The organism is Mycobacterium sp. 852002-51163_SCH5372311 (assembly GCF_001667115.1).
In the GTDB taxonomy this organism is placed as follows: domain Bacteria; phylum Actinomycetota; class Actinomycetes; order Mycobacteriales; family Mycobacteriaceae; genus Mycobacterium.
This window is the reverse complement of record NZ_LZIJ01000035.1, coordinates 1-1736: the sequence shown is the minus strand read 5'-3', so window position 1 is coordinate 1736 and position 1736 is coordinate 1. Positions and strand designations below refer to the sequence as shown.

At 69.5% G+C, this 1736-nt stretch carries 2 protein-coding genes; one reads left to right on the top strand and one right to left on the bottom strand.

The window, feature by feature from the left end; genetic code table 11:
• Nucleotides 1–565 (top strand): zinc finger domain-containing protein (locus A5791_RS05060; protein ID WP_067232140.1); only part of this gene is annotated, 565 nt, incomplete at its 5' end.
• A gap of 15 nt (nucleotides 566–580) precedes the next feature.
• Here the strand turns inward: A5791_RS05060 and A5791_RS05055 are convergent.
• Nucleotides 581–1507, bottom strand: coding sequence for a PHB depolymerase family esterase (locus A5791_RS05055; protein ID WP_067232137.1), 927 nt, complete (start codon nucleotides 1505–1507; stop codon nucleotides 581–583).
• Nucleotides 1508–1736 lie beyond the last annotated feature (229 nt).

The following is a 1736-nucleotide window of genomic DNA, read 5'->3' as shown; positions in this document are numbered from 1 at the left end:
GCATCTGAAGATGGACGGCAGCTGGCGGGTCGGTAACCGGCCGGCACGCCCCGATCACCGGGTGCGAATCATATTGGAAGCCGGGGATATTCGGGCCGTCGGCATCGACCTGGGCGTACTGGAGATCCTGGAGCGCGACCGCCACGCCGTGGCGGTCGCGCACCTGGGGCCCGACCTGCTGGGCGAGGACTGGGATCCCGCCGTGGCCGCGGCCAACCTGACGGCACGCCCGGACCGGCCGATCGCCGAGGCGCTGCTGGACCAACGGGTGCTGGCCGGGGTGGGCAATGTCTACTGCAACGAACTGTGTTTCGTCAGCGGACACCTACCGACCGCGCCGGTCAGCAACCTGGCAGACCCGCGGCGGCTGGTGTCTCGGGCTCGGGACATGTTGTGGGCCAACCGCTTCCGCTGGAATCGCTGCACCACCGGGGATACCCGGGCAGGCCGGCAGCTGTGGGTTTACGGGCGCGCCGGGCAGGCCTGCCGTCGCTGCGGCACGCTCATCGCCTACGACGACACCGGCGATCGGGTGGCGTACTGGTGCCCCACCTGCCAGCGGTGAAGCATGCAGCGCGCGTCAATCGCGGGCGTGCGCGAGGAAGAACTGGGCGATCACCTGCGAGGCGTCCAACGCCCGCGTCGTGGGTCCGATGACCACCTTGGGCAGGTACTGCTTGCCGCCCGGCCAGGTGTGGCCGCCATGGTCGATCTTGTAGAAGACCACCTCGGAACCGGCCGCGCACACGGTGGAGGCGAATCGGCGCACCAGCGTCCCGTCCCCGACGTCGGGCAGCACCTGCTCCGACGGTTCGCCCTGGCACCCGTCGACCACTCGCCATCTGTCCACCAGGCTGGACGCCGAGATGGCGTGGCTGATGCCGCCGCGCCCGCGCACGTCTCCGCCGTTGAACGGCACCACCGGATCGGAGGTGCCGTGCGCGTCCAGGACCGACACCGGCCGGGACGGTTCGCAGCCCACGCTGACACCCAGCGTCCCGGACACCGGCGCGATCGCGGCGAAGACGTCGGCGCGATCACAGGCCAGCCGGTTGGACATGAATCCGCCGTTGGACATGCCGGTGGCGAAGACGTGCCCGGCGGGCACGGCGAACTGGTCGCGCAGCTTGCCCACCAGCGCGACCAGAAACCCGACGTCGTCGAGATGGCGACGGTCCGCCGGCGAGGCCCCTCTTCCGTCGGCCCAGCTCTTGTCGTAGCCGTCCGGGTAGACCACCAGCAGGTTGCTGGCGTCGGCGACGGAGTCGAAGTCGGTGAGACCCTGCTGGCCTTCTCCGGTGCCGCCGCCGCCGTGCAGGCTGAGCACCAGGCCGACGGGAGGACCGGGCGGCAGATGCACGATGTAGGTGCGCTTCAGGCCGCCGAATGCAAACGTCCCGAACTGATCACGCGATGCGGCGTGTACCTCCCGCGAGTCACAGCCGGCAAGAAAGGACGCGATGGCGCTCAGCGAGATGGCCAGCGACAGCAATCGCGCCCAGGGCATGGGGCCAAATTACCGATCGCCGTCAGGACCGTACGACAGTGGGCCGAGTTTGCGGGCTCATCCCGCTGACGGCGGTCGTGGCATCACCGTGCCCTTTACCTCCAGTCCTAATGCGAGGTCGTCGTACTTCTGCGGCTTCCTCTTGCGCCAGCCGCTTCCGGCAGAGACCGGCGGCGGCATCAGCGGCGGGAGCATCGGGAATCCCGACTCCTCCGGTCGAAGCGGGGAA

What these genes read in the sequence shown, in the direction of transcription:
- A5791_RS05055 (WP_067232137.1), bottom strand. Translation starts at nt 1,507, where the DNA reads ATGCCCTGGGCGCGATTGCTGTCGCTGGCCATCTCGCTGAGCGCCATC.